Source organism: Pseudomonas sp. P7548, from assembly GCF_013386585.1.
Lineage (GTDB): Bacteria > Pseudomonadota > Gammaproteobacteria > Pseudomonadales > Pseudomonadaceae > Aquipseudomonas.
Map to the genome: position 1 here is coordinate 91,721 of NZ_JACARO010000001.1, position 16,616 is coordinate 108,336.

Genomic DNA, 16,616 nt, shown 5'->3' on the forward strand with positions numbered 1-16,616 from the left:
GGGCTTGCCCGCGATGGCGGCCTAAAGGTTCACTTGCCTTCAACGCCCATCCCCCCGAAGCTATACACCTTCAGGAGCCCCCGCATGAACCTCGAACACCTCACCGAACGCCTGCACCGCATCCGCGATAACAACGACTGGAAGCCATTCCACAGCCCGAAAAACCTGGCCATGGCCGCCAGTGTGGAAATGGCCGAGCTGGTGGAGATTTTCCAGTGGCTGACCGAAGACCAGTCGCGCCAGTTGCCCGCTGACAAACTGGCCCACGCCGGCCAGGAAGTTGGCGATATCGTGCTGTACCTGCTGTTGCTGTGCAGTGAGTTGGGCCTGGACATGAATGAGGTGGTGCGCGCCAAGTTGGCCGACAGCGAGCGGCGGTTCTCCCATGAGTGATCGGCATTTCGACCAGTTGGCCACGCGTTTTGCCGAGAAGATCTACGGCGGCGCCAAGGGGGCTATCCGCCTCGCGGTGCTCCAGGCTGACCTGACCGAGGCGCTGCCGGCGCGTCCATTGCGTGTGCTGGATATCGGCGCGGGCCTGGGGCACATGTCGTTGTGGCTGGCTCAGCAGGGCCACCAGGTGACCCTGGCCGAGCCCGCCGAGCCGATGCTCGAAGGCGCGCGCCAACGGTTCGCCGACGCCGGGCAGACCGCCACCTTTATCCACGCACCCTGGCAAGACCTGCTCGGCCAACTCACCGAACCCTACGACCTGGTGCTGTGCCACGCCGTGCTGGAGTGGCTGGCCGAACCCCACGCGATCCTGCCGGTGCTGCACCAACTCACGGTGCCCGGGGGCTGGCTGTCGCTGGCGTTCTACAACCGTGATGCGTTGATTTATCGCAACCTGCTCAAAGGCCACTTCCGCAAAATGCGCAAGAACGACATGGCCGGCGAGAAGCAGAGCCTCACGCCGCAACAACCGCTCGATCCACGCGAGCTGGCGGCGCAACTCGAAGGGCTTTGGCAGGTCGAAAGCCAAAGCGGCGTGCGGGTGTTCCACGACTATATGCCGGTGGAATTCCAGGCCCGCGCCGATTTGCAGGACCTTTTGGAGATGGAACTCGCTCACCGTCGTCACCCAAGCTTTGCCGGACTTGGGCGTTATTTGCACTGGATCTGCCGTCCGGTTTAAGCGGCCCAGTCTGCGGAGGTCGAAATGCGTCGTCTCTGTTTGATCCTGTTGTCCCTGGGGTTGGGCGCCTGTTCCAGCCCCAACCCCTATGTCGCTGCTTCGGCGCCGATTCCCCCGGCGCCGGCCCAGGCGGCGAATACCTTCGATGCCAGCGCGTACCCGGCGCCGGTGCGTGACTACGGCGCCTACCGCAACTGGGCCTGGCTCAACGGTCAGCTGCCGGCGGGCTCGGCCTGGGCCGACTCGGCGCAGATTGCCGAGGCGGTCAGCGGCGCTCTGGACCAACGCGGCCTGCGCCCCCTGCATGACAAACGTGCACCGGACCTGTTGGTCAGCGCCGACGTGCGCCTGGAGAAACGCCTCAAACAAGTCCAGGACGACTATGGCTACGGGTACGGCGGCTATAACCGCTATGGCAATGGCTACGGCATGTACAACTCGGTGCCGGTGGTGCGCACCTATGAAGTGACCGTGGCGGTGGTGCGGGTCAACCTGTTCGATGCACGCAACGGCCAGCCGGTATGGAGCACCAGTGCGGAAACCACCAGCCAGGGCAGCCTCAGCGAACGCGCCGATTCCCTGCGCGAAGCGGTGCAAAAGGCGATGACGGCCTACCCGCCCAGTTAACCGCTATTCTCATCTCAAGAACGCCTCGTTTTTTGGAGAACAACCATGCTTCGTCGCATTGCTGCACTTGCTGTCGTTGTATTGCTGGGCGGCTGCCAGACCAGCCAGGTTAACCACGACTTTGACGCCAGCCGCGACTTCGGCGCCTACCGCAGCTGGGCCTGGAAAGACCCGGCGCTGCAATATCGCCCGGATGACCCGCGAATCAAGAGTGACCTTACCGAACAACGCATCCGCGAGGCCGTGGGCGAGCAGCTTGACCAGCGCGGCTTGCGCCCGGCCGCGCCGGGCACCAAGGCTGACGTGAACGTGCAGGCCTACCTGATCGTTGAAGACCGCCAGCAACAGGTCACCACCAACTACGGCGGCGCCTGGGGCGGCCCGTGGAACGGCTATTGGGGTGGCCCGATGTACAACGAAACGCGCAACATCACCTACAAGGTGGCAACCATCCAGATCGACCTGCTCGACGGCAAGGACGGCAAGCTGGTGTGGCGTGGCAGCGACGAGCAGATGATGAGCAGCACGCCGAACCCTCAGGACCGCAGCAACGCCATTCGCACCACGGTGAGCCGGATCCTCTCCAGTTACCCACCCCACTAAAACCTGCAGGTCCCTTGTAGGCGCCGGCTTGTGTGGGCGCTGGCTTGCCTGCGATGCGGGCACCTCAGTCTTTCAGGTAGACCGGGGTGATGCCATCGCTGGCAAGCCAGCTCCTACAGGGTGCTTTGGCGTCTGCAAAATCGTCATCACCCCTGCCCAGCCTTGACTACACTTCATTGCACCTAAGGAGAGTAAGCGCCAAAGGAGTGCTCGATGTCTCCCCGACTTCGTTCCAGGCAACGTGGTGCGATCGGCCTGATGGCGGCGGGTACCTTGGCGCTTGCCTTGATATTCATGCTGCTGGCGGTCGACAGCGGGCGGTTGTACCTCGAAAAACGCAAGGTGCAGTCCATTGCCGACACCTCGGCGCTGGAGGCAGCAGGCCTGGGCGGGCAATGCGGCAGCAGCACCACCGCCAATGCCTATGCCGTGCAAAATGCCAAGCGCAACGGTTTCACGCTGGTGGCCGGCGATAACAGCCGCACGCTGGTGGTGACCTGCGGCACTCTCGCCACCAACGCCAGCAACCTGCGCGTATTTACCGCCGATGCCACCAAGAACGACGCGATCCGCGTGGTGGCCTCGCGCACGGTGATGACCAGCATCGCCAATGGCATCCTGAACCTGTTCCACGGTAAAGCGTTCAATGCGCAGACCGTCCTGAGTGCTACCGCCGTGGCGGCCCAGGCACCGCCTGTCGCGCAACTGACCATCCGCAGCAGCCTGGCCACGGTCGACTCCACGAAATCGCCGTTGCTTAACTTCACCTTTGGCAATTTGCTCGGTGGCAGCCTGTCGCTGACGGCGGCGGGCTGGAACGGGATCGTATCCACCAACGTCAACCTGCTCGGTTACCTGGACCAGTTGGCCATCCGCCTGAACGTGACCGCAGGTGACTACACCGCGCTGCTGGCGGCCAAGGCCTCGGCCACCGACCTGATCCATGCGACGGTGATGTTGCTGCAAAAGAACGGCGCCGCGGCCACGGCGGTCATCAACAACGTGCTGGCGCTGGAAGCCATCGCCCCCAATACCCAACTGCTGACTGTGGGCAGTTTGCTGAACGTGGCCACCGGCACGCCGATTGCTGCGCTGAACTCCACAGTGCAGCTGTTCCAACTGCTGGAGGCGGTGGCGCAACTGTCCAGCAGCAAGAGCGCGGTGAGCGCGGCGGTTCAACTCAATATCCCCCTGGTGGGCAATGTCTCGATCCAGACCAAGGTGATCGAACCGCCGCAACTCTCGGCGATTGGCAACCCCGCACTGGCCAAGGCCGGGCTGGCCAAGACGCCGCCGACCGATCAGATCTTCGTGCGCACGGCACAAGTGCGCACCCTGGTGGTGGTGCAGGCGCCGGTGCTCAAGTTGGTATCGGGGGTGGCCTCGATCCTGACCGGTCTCGCCACGCCCGTGTCGAAGGTGGTAGGCGGCCTGCTGAACCTGAATATTCCTGCGGTGGTCGGGGGCGTCCTATGCCTGGTGGCGTGCAATGTCACAGACGTGGATATCACCCAGTCCCTGTCCATCTACATCGAGGCCGCCAGCGCCGAGAGCCACGTGACGGATTTCAGTTGTGCCACGCCGGCCACCAAGTCGTTGACGGTGCAGGCCACTACCGCCGTCGCCACCTTGGGCGTGGGCTATGTGGACCCGGTATCGGCGTTTTCGTCCTCGGCGCCGGTCAATGTACAGCCGGTCAGGCTGATCGATTTTGGCGAGCACTATTGCATCGTGCTGACCTTGATCTGCGGCCCGCGTACGGCCGGGGTGGGCGGCGGCTTGAACTTGAGGGCGCTGTCCACCATCGGCCAGCAAACCAGCCCCTTGCTGTTTTTACCCGTGGCTGAAATGAACGCGACGCCGACCTACCAGAGCCCACCCGGTACCGCCAATATCATCAACAGCCTGGGCGCCACGTTGTCGGGCCTGCAGGTGACTTACGTACCGCCCACCGGCAGTACGCCCAACAGTGGCAATGCGACGGTCGCCAATGCGTTGACCACCATCATCTCGTCCGTCGTGGGGCTGATACAGAACGTGCTGGCGCCGATACTAGACCCCATCGTCAACACCCTGCTTTCGGCCTTGGGCATCAGCCTGGGCAACGCCGAAGTGGGGGCCAACCTCACCTGCCACATGGGCCGCGCTTACCTGGTGATCTAGGCGGTGATGATCGGCAGCTCCACACAGAACCGGGCGCCGTGCTCACCGTTGCTGACACTCAGACGCCCGCCCATGTTTTCCACAATGCCGTAGCTCACCGACAAGCCCAATCCGGTGCCCACGCCAATCGGCTTGGTGGTAAAGAACGGTTCGAAAATTCGCTCCAGCAGGCGCGGGTCGATGCCGCCGCCGTTGTCCTCGACCCAGATGCGCACATGGCGGCTGTCATGTTCAGTGTGCACGGCAATCCACGGGTTCAAACCGGGATTTTTTTCCCGCTGGCTCAGCAGCGCATCGCGGGCGTTGACCATCAGGTTGATCAGCACCTGTTCAAGTTGGTCCGCGTAACCGATGACCTTCACTGAGAAGTCCGCAGGCGTCAGGCGCACCTCCACGCCCTTGCCACGCAAGCCTTCACTCAGTAGCGACAGCGTGCCTTCCACGGCCTGCGCCGGGTCAAAGGGCTGCTGTTCGATTTCCGAGCGCCGGCCGAACACGCGCATGTGGTCCACCACCTTCGCCGCCCGTTGTACCTGGGCATCAATGCGCTGGAGTTTTTCCGTGAGGTAATCAATCTGGGCGTCGCCATTGCTCAAGCGCTTGAGCACGTTGACGATGGCCATGCGCATCACGTTCAACGGTTGGTTGATCTCGTGGGCCAGGCCGGTGGCCATTTCGCCGAGGGTGGCCATCTTGGCGCTTTGCGTCAGTTGTTGCTGGGAGCGGCGTACTTCGGTGTTGTCCCGGCCGACGGCCTGGACTTCTACCAGCGCGCCGCTGTCATCGAATACCCCACGGTCCGACCACACCCACCAGGCGTGCTCGCGTCCCGGCAATTGCAGGCTGATTTCGGCGGTGCTCACGGGGAATTCCGGGGTCAGCTGGCCGATGCGCTGCACAAAGGCGTGGCGCTGTTCGGTCGACAGCCATTCCCCCAGGTTCACCCCCGGCAGTTGCGCGGGCAGGCATTCCAGGTAATTGGCCAGGGGCGTGTTGCCGAAGGTCAGCGTCAGGTCGGGCCGGTAGCGGCAGATCATCGCCGGGGAGTCTTCCACGAGGATGCGGTAGCGCTCCTCGCTCTGCTTGACCTGCTCGGCCGCCAGGGTCGCCTCGGTGACGTCCAGCCACAGGCCGACCGCTTCCACCGGCAGGCCGAGGTCGTCGCGCAGCAACTTGGCTTCGTCGAGCAGCCAGTGGTAGTGACCTTGTTTGTCGCGGACCCGGTAGCGACTGCGCACTGTGCCTTCGCGCAGCAGTTGGCGCGTACGGTCGAAATACAGCTCGCGGTCTTCGGGGTGGATCAGCAATGCCAGCGCGGCCCCGTCGCACTCGGCCAGCGTCCAGCCCAGCAGCGGCAGCAGGCTGTCGCTGAAGAACACCGGTTGCAGCGCCCCGTTGACGTAGCGCTGCACATAGATCACGGCGGGAGAGCTGGCGATCAGGTTATCCAGACGCGCATGGGCCGCAGCAGCGTGCAGTTGCTGGTTCTTGATGTCGCTGATGTCGAGCATGAAGCCGATCCAGCGGCGGTTGTCGCCCACCCCCAGCACTTGGCCCTGCACGCGGTACCAGATGGGGTGCTCGGTATCGCTGCGTTGCAAGCGCACGCTGGTGAGCAAGGGTTTGCCCAAGGCTTGCAGGTCATGCAGGCGACTGCCGAGTTCCTGGCGGTCGGCGGGGTGGATCAGTTCCAGCCATAAGTCGAGGGGCTGGCGAGTGGGGCCGTCGTCGAGGCTCAGGCTGCGCAGCAGTTGCGGGGCCAGTTGAATCTCCTGGGTGGCCGGCAACAGCTCCCACCAACCGGTGCCGAGCAAACCTTGCAGGGCTTCGACGCGCTCCAGTTGCTGATGATGACGCTGTTCACGCAAACGGCTCAGCAGGGGGGCGGCGAGGGCGGCGGTGAGGTTCAGCCAGTCCCGTTCGCTGGTCTGGGATTGGCTGTTGTAGAACCCGCACAGCAACCAGGCGGCCACGCCCTGGCCGTCACGGTAAGGCACCAGAAAGCCGTCGGCATTGCCGAACACGCTGTGCAGGCGCGGGTTGTCGTTGTGGCCCCGGGCGATGTCCAGGCTCAGTGGGGCATTGCCGTTGACGCTGTCCAGGCTGGTGCCCAGGCGCTGCGCGGTCTGCCACAACGCAGGGGCGTCATGGGCGGCGTACTGGCCGTAGATGCGCCAACCCTGGTCGCCATCGTCGAGCAGCGCCAGGGCAATGCACGGGATGCGCCAGCGCTGGGCCACGCTGGCCAAGTGTTCGTTGAGCACTTCCGGCAGGCGGCTGAGGGTACACACCCGCAGTTGTTCGCTCATCTGGCAGGCCAACTGATGGTTCTGTTCGCGGTGCTGGGCCAGCTGGCGGCCGGCCAACAGGTCGCTGACGTCCAGCAGGCGCAGGGTCCAGTGCTCGCCATCGGGCTCGATCCAGCCACGGGTGTGCAGGGTCTGGCCGGCGATGCCCTGGAAGTCGAGGTCCAGGCCATGGCGTTGCCAGTCGCTCGGCTGGCCTTCGATGCTCAACGCGCAGTTGGCGCGCAGCAAGCTGTGCAGAGGCGGCGTGGCGTCGGGGAGCAGGTGTTGGGCAAGCTGCGTGCGCAACGTGCCCGTGATGCTCAGCACATGGCCCTGGGCGTCCAGTTGCAGTTGCAGGCCATTGAACGCGGGGGGCGTTGCATCGAAAGGCAGCGGGCTGCTGCGGCCCAGCAAACGCCCGAGCAGCTTATCCCCCGGCGTCAAAACTGAAGGCTCGACGTGGCGGAGAGGTAAGTCGGCAATTTGGGCACTGCGCCTATGCCCGGCAACACCAGCACCGGCAGCACGGACTTGAGGCTGGAGGAGGGGTAACTGATCGTCACCGTCAGGGTGGTGCCGACGTAGGTCGCATTCACGTAGCTGGGGAGAAATTTGAACGAAGCGGGAATCCAGTTCAGTTGCGCCAGGGCGGCGGCCTGGGCGCGTTGTGTCACCAGGCCTGAATAGCCGACGGTGGAAGGGTCCAGTGACACGCTGCGGCGTACACCTTCGGCGGCCGCCTGGTGGAATGACTGCATCAGCAGCAACGGTAGGCTATAGCTGACCAGTCCGTAGAAGACGGCAAAAAAGATCACGAAGACCAGGGCGAACTCTATCGCCGCGGCACCTTTTTGCTTGCGGGGGAGGCTTGTTTGCATGACCGCGTCTACCCTGACGGCTACTACTTGATATCAGCATAGAATCAATCAGCAAAAAGGGATGTTTTTTACGTGACCCAAGGCTTGGTAATCCTGTTCTGGTTGGTGCTGTGCTCAGTGCAGGACCTGCGTCAGCGACAAATCGCCAACGGGTTGACGCTGGGCGCCGGCCTGCTCGCGCTGATCTACCTGCTGTGGATGGGCGTCACCTGGATCGGCGCACCCGCCGGTGAGGGCGGCTGGGCCTTTGCCTTGGCGCTGCTGCTGGGCCTGCCGGGCTATGTGCTGGGGCGCTTTGGCGCCGGTGATGTGAAGCTGCTGGCCACCCTGGCGCTGGCGACCAGCCCCGACTATTTGTTGTGGTCGCTGATCGGGGCCGCAGTGGTAATGGGAGCATGGGCCTTTGTGGGTCAAAGGCTTAGCGCACGCGTTGGGCCCGGGCCCGATCAGGCGCCAACAAAGCAGCCGTTTGCACCCTATTTACTGACAGGTTTTGCCCTGTACTGGTTTTGGATCCATTAGTCGCAGAAGGCCTCTATCGCTATGTACATAGTCGGAAAGTAGGTCTACGTTTATTACATTGATGTATAGGATTCTTCGTCAGAAGGGATAGGTCAAACTTTTGGCTTGCCAGGCATGGAGTAGCGCGTGAACAAGCTTACGTCAGCAGTGAAAGTGCTCGTGGTCGACGACCAGCCGTTGATCGTCGAAGAGCTTTGTGAGTTTCTTGAAAGCAGTGGTTATCGCTGCGTTCCTTGCGAGTCCAGCCGGCACGCCTTGAAGCGCTTCAGCGAGGACACTGAGATCGGCCTGGTGCTGTGCGACCTGCACATGCCGGACATGGACGGTATCGAGCTGGTGCAGGCGCTGCAGCGGGTTGCCGGCAAGCAGCGCGCGTTCGAGGCAATCATGCTCACCGGTCGCGCCGACAAGCAGGACGTGATCAAGGCCTTGCGGGCGGGCATCTCCGATTACTACCAAAAGCCGATCAACCTCGACGAACTGCTCGAAGGCTTGCAGCGCCAGGAGGCGGCTCTGGAGGAGCGGCAGAAGGAGTTGCAACTGGGGCACTTGAACCAGAAGTTGCAGTACCTGTCCGAGTCCATCAACGACCTGTACCAGGACCTCGACAAAGTGCGGCGCAGCCCGGCCCAGGACACCGATGGCGATATTTCGGCAGACGATACCGGGCCGCTGGAAATTCCGACGATCTTCAACCAGTTGTCACCCCGGCAACTGGACGTCGCCAGGCTGGTGGGCAAGGGCCAGACCAACTACCAGATCGCCTGCGAGCTGGGGATCACCGAAAACACGGTGAAACTCTACGTGTCCCAGGTGCTGCGCCTGACCCACATGCACAACCGCACCCAGCTGGCATTGGCGCTGTCACCGAGCAATTCGGCAATGCGCCAGCGGGTCACCGCTCACTGACCTGAGCCATTGAGGGTGAGGGAGCCAGCTCCCTCACCTCATCATTTTTTAGCGCCCCCTCCCGATTGGCCCCCCGCGTCCGGATCAAAGAACTCCGGAATCGTGTGCTTGTTGTCCAGCCAGCGCTTGAACGCCTGGTCGCGCTCGGTCGGGGAGGCGGTTTGCGGGGTGGTCGAGGCGACGCGGCCGCTGAGCTGCAACGTCAGCCAGTTTTCGGTTTCGGCCTGCTGCGGGGACGAGGGGCCGGGCTCGATGGCCTGGGCCATCAGCGGCAGCAAGGCGAGGCAGGCGAGGTAGTGGGCTTTCATCATCAACTCCCTATTTCACGGTGGCCGGCAGCGCATCGCTGACGGCAGCCACTTGGTCCTTGGGTTTACGCGCCACTGCCTTGCTCGACGCCTTGAGCCTCTGGGCCCGAACCTGTGCATTGTTCACCTGTTCCGGGCTCAGGCTCAGTTGGCTGACGAGTTGCGCGGCTTGCCCCCAGTTATCCTGGTAGATCAACAAGGTCACCATGTTGACGGCCGCCAGTTGGTCGCTCTGCTTGAGCTCCATGGCCGTGAGGAATTCGAAGCGGGCCTCCTCCAGGCGCAACTGATCGAGGTACACGACCCCCAGGTCATTGCGGATTTTTTCGTTGGTAGGCGCCAACTGGGCGGCACGCTGCATGTGGGCCAGGGCCTGGTCGTTGTTGCCCCTGGCCGACGCCAGCTGGCCCAGACCATGCTCGCCTTCGGCGGCCAGGCAAGTGCCCACCAGGCTGCGGTACATCGGCTCGGCCTCGCTGCGGCCCAGCAGGCGCGCCGCCCGGGCCTTGCGCAGGCGCACCTGGGGCAGCGCATCGGGCAGGCTCTGCAGGTTGGCCAGGCTGGCGTGCAGCTTGCCTTCGTTGGCCATGTCATCGGCCAGGTTCAGCGCCAGCTCCTGCTCGGCACTGGGCTTGGAGCAACTGCTCGAACCGCTCAGCACGGCCCAGGGTGTCTGGCCGTTGGTGGCACAGCCGCCGAGCATCAACAGGCTCAGTGCGCCGATCAGTAGTTTCATCAAAGGCTCCTTAAAAGTTATTCAGGGCGCGGGCGATGGCGATGAAGGCCGGGCCGCCCAGCACCGTCAGCAGGGCCGGGAACAGGAACACCATCATTACCACGGACATCTTGGCCGACATTTTCGAGATGTATTCCTGCAAGCGGGTCAGGCGCCGGTCATCGAGCAATTGCTTGAGCGCCAGCAACGATTTCATCGCGCCGCCGCCTTGCTGGATCAGTTGCTGCAGGATCACGCAGGTGTCGGTGAACTCATCCACGGCCAGCAGTCGTGCGGTCTTGCCCAGTTCTTCGCCCAACTCCAGGCCGGAGTCGACCCGCGCCAGGATCAGGCGCAGTTCCTGGGTAAGGTCCGGCAACAAGCGCTGGGCCTCGGTGCTCAGCACGCGCAACGACTGCTCGACCGCCATGCCCGACTCGAAGAGGATGCGCAGCAACGGGATGAACGTAGATATCTCCCGGGCGATGCGTTGCTGACGGGCTTTCGCCGCCGCCGCCAGGATGCGCTTGGGCAACAGGTAGCCAATGCCCAAGGCGATAACAGGCGCGATCCACGGCGATTCGGCATGGGGAAACAGCAAACGCTGGCCGACCACTGAGACCGCCAGCAACACGATGGGCACGCCAATCTGGAAGGCAGCAAACAGCGAGCGCTGGTTGGCCTTGCGCCAGCCGATGCGGTTGAGCAGGGTCTGGGTCTCGTTGTCCAGGCTCACCGAGCGCTGGGCAAGGGGGCTGGCACCCAATTGGCGCAGCAGGCTGCCGAAGCGGTCTTCGCGGCTCAGTTGGCCCTGCAGGCGCTGGGTGACCAGGCGCTGGCGCCGGCGTTGTTCCAGCCAGTGGCCGGTGATCAACACCACGGCGGCGAGCAGCAACAGGGCACTGGCCAATAACGCCATCTCAAATACTCCGCAACATGCGCCACATGACGAAGGTGCCCGTCACGTCCATCGCTAAGGCACCGAACAGTAGGTAGCGTCCGGTTTCGTCGTTCCACATGGTCATCAGGTAGCCGGGGTTGATGATCAGGAAGTAGCCGACCATGAGCACCGGCAGACCCGCCAGCACATAGGCGGTCATGCGCGTTTCGCCGGTCATGGCCTTGAGCTGGCGGCTGCCTTGCTCGCGCTCGCGGATCATCTTGATCAGGTTTTCCAGCAACTCGCTGGCGTTGCCGCCGTAGCGATGATTGACCTTCAAGCCCAGGGCAAACAGACGGAACTCGTCCTGCTCGTAGAACTCGGCAAAGTCGCTGACGGAATCCGGCAGGCTCACACCCATCTGCACGTTGCGCTGGATGCGGCTCATCGCGTACTTGAGCGGGTTTTCGGTGTTTTCGATACCGCCCAGTACCGCGTCTGCCAAGGTGCGCCCGGACTTGAGGCTGCGCACGCTGTGGTCCAGCAACTGCGGCAATTGCTCGATCATGCGCTGCACGCGCCGTTGATAGCGCCAGGCGATGTACAGGCGCATTGCCAGGGGCGGTAACACCAGCATCGCCAGCGCCCCCAGCCAATGGGCGAGGTAATAGCCGAGCAGGGCGCACAATGCCCAACCGGTGAGCCACAGCCACAGGCGGTCAGTGGGTTTGCCCAGGCCGGCGCGTTGGAACATGCGCTCCAGTGCGTTCCAGGTGGTATTCGGGGCTTCCTGCACCGGCTGGCCGTCGGTGAGGCGTTCCAGCACGCGGTCGTTGCCGGCCTGGCGCAAGCCGTTTTGAAACAGGCGATACGACAGGCCGATCAGGATGATGCAGATCAGCAGCAGAATGGGCCCGGTCATCCGTCCTCTCTCCCTCAGACTATGGCAGCGGCAATGCCGATTCGTGGCGCAGCTTGTCGCCCGCAGGGTTGATCGCCTCACGCAGGAAGCCGAAGCCGGTGCGCCGGTCGAGACGGAACAGGGTATTGATGACGTAGACGTCGTCGCGCACCCCGACCACTTCCACCACCTCACTCACGCAGCGGCGGCCGTCGGGCAGGCGGGTCAGCTGGATCACCACGTCCAGCGCCGCGCAGATCATCTGCCGCAGGGTTTTTTCCGCCACCACGCGACCGGTCAGGCCCACCAGGGTTTCCAGGCGCAGCAACGCGTCCTGGGCATTGTTGGCGTGCACGGTGCTCATGGAACCGTCGTGACCGGTGTTCATGGCGGTCATCACATCGAGCACTTCCACGCCACGGATTTCGCCAAGGATGATGCGGTCGGGGCGCATCCGCAGGGCGTTGCGGATCAGGTCACTGGCCTTGACTTCACCGTGGCCCTCGGCATTCGGCGGGCGGGTTTCCAGGCGCACCACGTGGGGGTGGCCCAGTTGCAGTTCGGCCACGTCTTCGATGGTCACCAGGCGCTCGTGAGGGTTGATCAACTGGCTGAGGATGTTGAGCAAGGTGGTCTTGCCGGTGCCCGTACCACCGCTGATCAAGACGTTGCAGCGCTTGCCCACCGCCTCCTGGAAGAACTCGAAGATGCTTTGGTCGATGGTCTGCATCGCCACCAGGTCGCTGCTCTTGAGCATGTCTTTGCGGAACTTACGAATCGACAGGCAGGGGCCGTCCAGGGCAATCGGCGGGATGATTGCGTTGACCCGGCTGCCATCGGGCAGGCGGGCGTCCACCATCGGCGAGGATTCATCCAGGCGCCGGCCCAGCGGTGCGAGGATACGCTGCATCACCCGCTCCACATGGTGAGCGTCGATAAAGCGCAGGTCGCTCTGATGCAGTAAACCGTCGCGCTCGATGAACACCCGGTGCGGGCCGTTGACCAGGATTTCGGTCACCGAGGTGTCGCGCAGCAGCACTTCCAAGGGACCAAAGCCGGTGAGCTCGTCGACAATCTCTTCGGCCAGCCGCTCCATTTCGTAACGGGAAATCGCCAGGTGCATGCGCGTGATGTACTCGGACACTTTGTCGATCACGAACTGCGCGAGGGATTGACGCGAGCCTTCCAGCAGGTTTTTGCCCGACTCTTCGATGGCATCGATGATGTAGCGATGCAGCACCAGTTTCAGGCCGTCGTGATCGCTGTGGCCCGCTACGCCTCGGGCGGGGGCGCCGAAGAGTTTTTCGCCGTTCATCGACCACTTCCCATCAGGCGCTCGAACCAGCTCATCGACGGTTTTGCCAGGCCTTCGGAGCGTTTGGCCAGGCGTTCGCCCAGGGCTTTCAGGGCGTGGGTCAGGTTCTCGCGGGGCGACAAGGTGAACAGGGTCTGGCCCTGGTTCTTGGCATTCAGGCGCACCTCCGGGCTGAACGGCAGCACGGCAATCACCTCCAGGCCGAAGCTTTTGCCGAGGGCCTCGGTGTCCGGGGCGCAGCCCTTGATGTAGCGGTCGACCAGCAGCTTGGCGTGGTCCAGGCGCATGCCTTTTTCGCGCCATTGATTGAGCACCGCCAGGTTGCGCCGGCAGTCGAGCACGCTCTGGTCGGTGCACCACAGCAGCTTGTCGCAATGGCTGACAAAGGTACGCAGCGCCTCGCTGTCGGGCTGGCCTGTGAGGTTCACCACGATGTGCTGGAAGTGCTGGCGCAGGGCGCTGAGCAGCATGTACAGCTCGGCGGCGCTGGTCAGCTCCAGGGGCTCATCGCTGGGGGCATAGGCGAGGATGCGCAAGCCGTCTTCGCTGGCCGCGAAGGCGCTGTTGATCAGGGTGGTGTCGAGGCGGCGCAGGTGGCGCAGGGCGTCGCCGAAGTTGAAGGTACTTTCCAGGCCCAGCAGCGCCAGGCTGTCGCCCCGTGGCAGGCCCAGGTCGAGCAACAGCGTGTGTTGCCCGCTCTTCTGCACGACCATGGCCAGGTGGCTGGCCAGCAAGGCGCCGTCGGCGTTGCCCTGGGTGCCGTAGAGCACGGTGAGGCCGCCGAGCTGGGTGTTCGGCGTGGCAGGTGGCAGGCGCTTGCTCAGGCGCCGCACCAGCCCGGCCACTTCGCTGGAGCGTGAGCCGTAGGCGACAAAATCCCGCGCCCCGGCGCGCATGGCATTGAGCACGAGCTGGTTGTCCATGCCGTCGCCGAGCGCCACGATCGCCAGCATCGGCTTGGCTTCCAGCGCGCCTTCGATCAACGCGCTCTGGGCCACCACGTGCTCGCGGTCCAGGCCCACGAACACCAGGTTGGCGAAGGTCACGTCCACCAACGCCAGCAGTTCATCCAGGCTGCCGCCACCGGCGCTGACCACCTGGCCCAACGGTGCAAGGGCACCCTGCAGCCATTCCAGGTCGGTGGTGTTGCGTGTGATTGCCAGAAACGTCTGGCTCAGGCTATCGCTCATTGGGAAAGTCCACTGCGACGGTCGAAGTTGCCGTTTTCCAGAAAGAACAGCCGATACCAGTTCGGGTCGTAGTTGCGCAGTTTCTCGCCGGGCAAGGAGGGCAATTGGGCGTTGGCCGCCAACGGTTGTACCAAGTGCGGCGTGACGATCATCAACAGCTCTTTTTCTTCACGGCTGATATTGGAGTCGCGGAAAAACGCCCCCAGGATCGGGATGTCACCCAGGCCCGGGAACTTGCTGATGGTGGAGCGGTTGGTGCTGCTGATCAGGCCACTGATCACGAAGCTTTCGCCATCGGCCAGGGACACGCTGGTGTCGGTACGGCGCACGGTGAGGGCGGGCACCTGGATGCCTTCGATCTGCACCGCGTTGCTGTAGTCCAGCTCGCTGACTTCGGGCGCTACCTTGAGGGTGATGCGGTTACGGTCGATGACGGTGGGCGTGAGTGTCAGGCGGATGCCGAACTCCTTGTACTCGATGGAGATGCTGTCGCTGCCACTGCTGGGGACCGGAATCGGCACTTCGCCACCGGCGAGGAAGGTTGCGCTCTGTCCGCTGAGGGCCACCAGGCTGGGACGTGACAGGGTGTAGGCGAAACCGCTTTGCTCCAGGGCATTGATCATGGCCGAGATCCGCCCGCCACCAAAACCGATGTTGAAGAAACCGTTGTTCACCGCCTGCCCACGGAAACTGTTGGCGGTGGTGGCGGGAATGGAACCGTTGCCCGGGCTGCCGAACAGGAAGTTGCCGCCCTGGCCGAACAACGAGGTGCTGGCCTCCTTGAGCTTGGTGCGACTGACTTCGACGAAGCGGATATCGGTCTGCACCTGGCTGGGTAATGTCGGGTCTTCGGACGGCGGCAGCGACAGGCTCGTCAGGGCTGCGGTGGCCTTGCCTTTGACGAACACCATGCTCTGGCGCGGCGTGGTCGAGCAGCCGGTCCAGACCATCAGGCTGGTCGTCCCGGCGCCCACGCCGGTGAGCAGGAAGTTACGGTCGCCGTTGATCCGCACATCGGCAATCCTGGGGTCGCCGATGGCCAGTCGCGTAATGGCGACCGGCGATTGCAGCTCCTGTTGCAACCCTTCTCCCACTTCAACCACGGCGGGCAACTGGCCCAGGGCGCTGCAGCTACCCGACGCAGCGAAGGCCAAGCCCACGGGCAGGCTCGACAGCATCAGGACCAAGGCCATTTGAGCGTAGCGATGGCTCATTCAAGGCTTCCTTGTTCAATCAGGGCGTTTGTTCGGCGGCTTGCGCACCACGGATCACTTCAATGCCACGGCGTTGGCCGCCCTGGGCGGCGGCGACCGGTGCGGTTCTTTTCGGCGGGGGCGCCATGGCCAACTGGGTGAATTGGTAGAGATCGCGGTCGGCGCTTTGCACTTTTTCCACCGAGTCGTTTTCGCCGGCCCAGTAGCGGCTCAGCAGTTGTTCGTCGGCGCTGCGTACGGCCAGGCGCAAAATGCCTGCCTGGGACGCCAGCATCAGGCGGCTCAATAAGGGTTCGGGAACCGCCAGCACCACGGTGCGCGCGCCGGCCCGGCGTTGGGCGGCCTGGGCTTTTTCCTCGGGCGTTGAGGGCGGTACGGTGGCGGGTTTACCGTCATTGGCCAGGCCCACTTGGTCGCCGACACTGAGCAGGCGCATGGCCGGGATTACCACCTGTGCCGACTGCTCGGTGTTGCCGGGCTCCTGGCGCAGGAACAGCAGGATATCGACGAAGTCGCCGGGGCTCAGTTGGCCGGCGGCGCCGATCACCTCGTCCACCGCCACTGCCAGGGCGCGTTCATCCGGGCGGATCATGCGGGCCAGCGGGCCGCCGGCGCTGAAGCTTTCTTCGCTCAACCAGTTGCCGGCGCCCAGGGTGCGCAAAGGGATGCGACCGATAGCCTGGTCGAGGCGGGTGAGACTGCCAGCGGGCACGGTGCGCAGGTTTTCAATGACCAGGTCGGTCGCGGCGAGGGGGACGAAGGGGGGCACGTCATGCACCAGCACCACCACCGGCTGGCGGGTTTTGTCTTCGATGGCGGCGACGCTGTTTTCGACGGAAATGACAGGTGCTGCAACAGGTTCCGGTGCGCGGCTCAGCGCCAGCCCCCAATAGCCGGCGATCAAGGCTCCAATTAAAAGCACGCCGGCCAGGATCATGCTGAAACGACTGTTCATGACGGCTCTCCTT

General features: G+C 63.7%; 17 protein-coding genes. 7 read left to right on the forward strand and 10 right to left on the reverse strand.

The features are described 5' to 3' along the window. Positions 1 to 84 precede the first annotated feature (84 nt). The 5 genes from HX803_RS00370 to HX803_RS00390 all read left to right on the forward strand — a co-directional run bounded on the left by HX803_RS00370 (position 85) and on the right by HX803_RS00390 (position 4,528). Positions 85 to 393, forward strand: coding sequence for a MazG-like family protein (locus HX803_RS00370; protein ID WP_176999429.1), 309 nt, complete (start codon positions 85 to 87; stop codon positions 391 to 393). Beyond that, entirely contained in the window at positions 386 to 1,135 is a 750-nt protein-coding gene (locus tag HX803_RS00375) for a methyltransferase (RefSeq protein ID WP_176999428.1), read from the forward strand. The genes HX803_RS00370 and HX803_RS00375 overlap by 8 nt, the downstream gene beginning before the upstream one ends. Before the next feature lie 24 nt (positions 1,136 to 1,159). Beyond that, positions 1,160 to 1,762 carry a DUF4136 domain-containing protein gene (locus tag HX803_RS00380; RefSeq protein WP_176999427.1) on the forward strand — a complete coding sequence of 201 codons (603 nt, stop codon included), beginning with the start codon at positions 1,160 to 1,162 and terminating at the stop codon, positions 1,760 to 1,762. 45 nt (positions 1,763 to 1,807) lie between these two features. Continuing rightward, on the forward strand, positions 1,808 to 2,365 hold the full coding sequence (locus HX803_RS00385; protein WP_178918456.1) for a DUF4136 domain-containing protein: 558 nt from the start codon (positions 1,808 to 1,810) through the stop codon (positions 2,363 to 2,365). 213 nt (positions 2,366 to 2,578) lie between these two features. Next, positions 2,579 to 4,528, forward strand: coding sequence for a pilus assembly protein TadG-related protein (locus HX803_RS00390; RefSeq protein ID WP_178918457.1), 1,950 nt, complete (start codon positions 2,579 to 2,581; stop codon positions 4,526 to 4,528). On the opposite strand, the gene HX803_RS00395 is transcribed toward HX803_RS00390, so the two are convergent. Both HX803_RS00395 and HX803_RS00400 read right to left on the reverse strand, forming a co-directional pair. Beyond that, positions 4,525 to 7,260: a PAS domain-containing sensor histidine kinase gene (locus HX803_RS00395; protein ID WP_178918458.1), complete on the reverse strand. Its 2,736-nt coding sequence runs from the start codon at positions 7,258 to 7,260 to the stop codon at positions 4,525 to 4,527. The genes HX803_RS00390 and HX803_RS00395 overlap by 4 nt on opposite strands. Then, on the reverse strand, positions 7,257 to 7,694 hold the full coding sequence (locus tag HX803_RS00400; RefSeq protein WP_178918459.1) for a TadE family protein: 438 nt from the start codon (positions 7,692 to 7,694) through the stop codon (positions 7,257 to 7,259). Before HX803_RS00400 ends, HX803_RS00395 begins: the two co-directional genes overlap by 4 nt. Positions 7,695 to 7,766: 72 nt before the next feature. Here HX803_RS00400 and HX803_RS00405 point away from each other — a divergent pair, with 72 nt between their 5' ends. After that, positions 7,767 to 8,216, forward strand: a complete 450-nt coding sequence (locus HX803_RS00405) for a prepilin peptidase (RefSeq protein WP_178918460.1) — start codon at positions 7,767 to 7,769, stop codon at positions 8,214 to 8,216. A gap of 126 nt (positions 8,217 to 8,342) precedes the next feature. Next, positions 8,343 to 9,125: a response regulator transcription factor gene (locus HX803_RS00410; protein ID WP_178918461.1), complete on the forward strand. Its 783-nt coding sequence runs from the start codon at positions 8,343 to 8,345 to the stop codon at positions 9,123 to 9,125. 41 nt (positions 9,126 to 9,166) lie between these two features. Here the strand turns inward: HX803_RS00410 and HX803_RS00415 are convergent, their stop codons facing one another. The 8 genes from HX803_RS00415 to cpaB are packed head-to-tail and all read right to left on the reverse strand — an operon-like array spanning position 9,167 to position 16,603. After that, complete coding sequence (locus tag HX803_RS00415) at positions 9,167 to 9,433, reverse strand: DUF3613 domain-containing protein (RefSeq protein WP_178918462.1); 267 nt, start codon at positions 9,431 to 9,433, stop codon at positions 9,167 to 9,169. 10 nt (positions 9,434 to 9,443) lie between these two features. Continuing rightward, the gene (locus HX803_RS00420; protein WP_178918463.1) at positions 9,444 to 10,169 is read right to left on the reverse strand and encodes a tetratricopeptide repeat protein; all 726 of its coding nucleotides are present in this window, start codon (positions 10,167 to 10,169) and stop codon (positions 9,444 to 9,446) included. Positions 10,170 to 10,179: 10 nt separating this feature from the next. Further along, positions 10,180 to 11,067, reverse strand: a complete 888-nt coding sequence (locus HX803_RS00425; RefSeq protein WP_178918464.1) for a type II secretion system F family protein — start codon at positions 11,065 to 11,067, stop codon at positions 10,180 to 10,182. Position 11,068: 1 nt separating this feature from the next. Then, positions 11,069 to 11,950, reverse strand: coding sequence for a type II secretion system F family protein (locus tag HX803_RS00430; protein WP_178918465.1), 882 nt, complete (start codon positions 11,948 to 11,950; stop codon positions 11,069 to 11,071). Between the two features lie 19 nt (positions 11,951 to 11,969). After that, entirely contained in the window at positions 11,970 to 13,244 is a 1,275-nt protein-coding gene (locus HX803_RS00435) for a CpaF family protein (RefSeq protein WP_178918466.1), read from the reverse strand. Further along, on the reverse strand, positions 13,241 to 14,434 hold the full coding sequence (locus tag HX803_RS00440; protein ID WP_178918467.1) for a pilus assembly protein: 1,194 nt from the start codon (positions 14,432 to 14,434) through the stop codon (positions 13,241 to 13,243). Before HX803_RS00440 ends, HX803_RS00435 begins: the two co-directional genes overlap by 4 nt. Then, entirely contained in the window at positions 14,431 to 15,648 is a 1,218-nt protein-coding gene (locus tag HX803_RS00445) for a type II and III secretion system protein family protein (protein WP_178918468.1), read from the reverse strand. The genes HX803_RS00440 and HX803_RS00445 overlap by 4 nt, the downstream gene beginning before the upstream one ends. A gap of 19 nt (positions 15,649 to 15,667) precedes the next feature. Then, positions 15,668 to 16,603, reverse strand: coding sequence for a Flp pilus assembly protein CpaB (gene cpaB, locus HX803_RS00450; protein ID WP_178918469.1), 936 nt, complete (start codon positions 16,601 to 16,603; stop codon positions 15,668 to 15,670). Positions 16,604 to 16,616: the final 13 nt, after the last annotated feature.